Origin of the sequence: Mesorhizobium sp. CCNWLY176 (assembly GCF_037153935.1) — a bacterium.
GTDB lineage: Bacteria > Pseudomonadota > Alphaproteobacteria > Rhizobiales > Rhizobiaceae > Mesorhizobium_M > Mesorhizobium_M zhangyense.
Genome location: NZ_JBBBDZ010000040.1, coordinates 1 through 723, shown reverse-complemented (window position 1 = coordinate 723; position 723 = coordinate 1). Strand labels below are relative to the sequence as shown.

Here is a 723-nt window from a genome sequence, read left to right as displayed (position 1 = left end):
TCTGACATTTTGGAGGATTGAATGTTCAAGGGCCGCCAGTTCGATCAGTCCGTGATCCTGCTATGCGTGCGCTGGTACCTGGCCTACAGTCTGAGCTTGCGCGATCTGGAAGAAATGATGGCCGAGCGGGGCATTGCCGTTGACCATACGACCATTCACCGCTGGACCGTTTGCTACGCACCGCTATTGCTGGAGCGTTTCAACCGGCGCAAGCGGAGCGTGACCGGCAAATGGCATATCGACGAAACGTACATCAAGGTCCGTGGTCAGTGGATGTACCTTTACCGCGCCATCGACAGTGTAGGCGACACGGTCGAATTCTGGTTCAGCGAGCAGCGCGACTTGCCGTCAGCCAAGCGATTCTTCAGGAAAGCGCTGGCACGTCATGGCCGGCCCGACCGCGTTGTCATCGATGGTAGCCAAACCAATCACGAGGCTATCGTTTCCTGTGACACCACAAATCGTTTGCAGGATCGCGCTCGGAGCCGGCTCAAACCGATCCGTATCCGCAAGAGTAAATACCTGAATAACCGGATCGAACAGGATCATCGGCGCATCAAGCGTCGCGTCCGGCCAATGCTCGGTTTCAAATCACAGGCATCAGCCGCGATCATCCTGTCCGGCATCGAGATGGTCCATATGATGCGCAAGCGACAGGCGAGATACGCCTTCAATCCGAATCTATCCTTGGCTGAGCAGTTCGAAATTCTTGCCGCATAATTG

Annotated in this window: 1 protein-coding gene; it reads left to right on the top strand. The window is 55.6% G+C overall.

Annotated elements, in window-relative coordinates; genetic code table 11:
- Positions 1-21: 21 nt before the first annotated feature.
- Entirely contained in the window at positions 22-720 is a 699-nt protein-coding gene (locus tag WBQ96_RS28245; RefSeq protein ID WP_336556346.1) for an IS6 family transposase, read from the top strand.
- Positions 721-723 lie beyond the last annotated feature (3 nt).

Coding starts and splice junctions, on each gene's coding strand:
- WBQ96_RS28245 (WP_336556346.1), top strand. CDS start 22: ATGTTCAAGGGCCGCCAGTTCGATCAGTCCGTGATCCTGCTATGCGTG.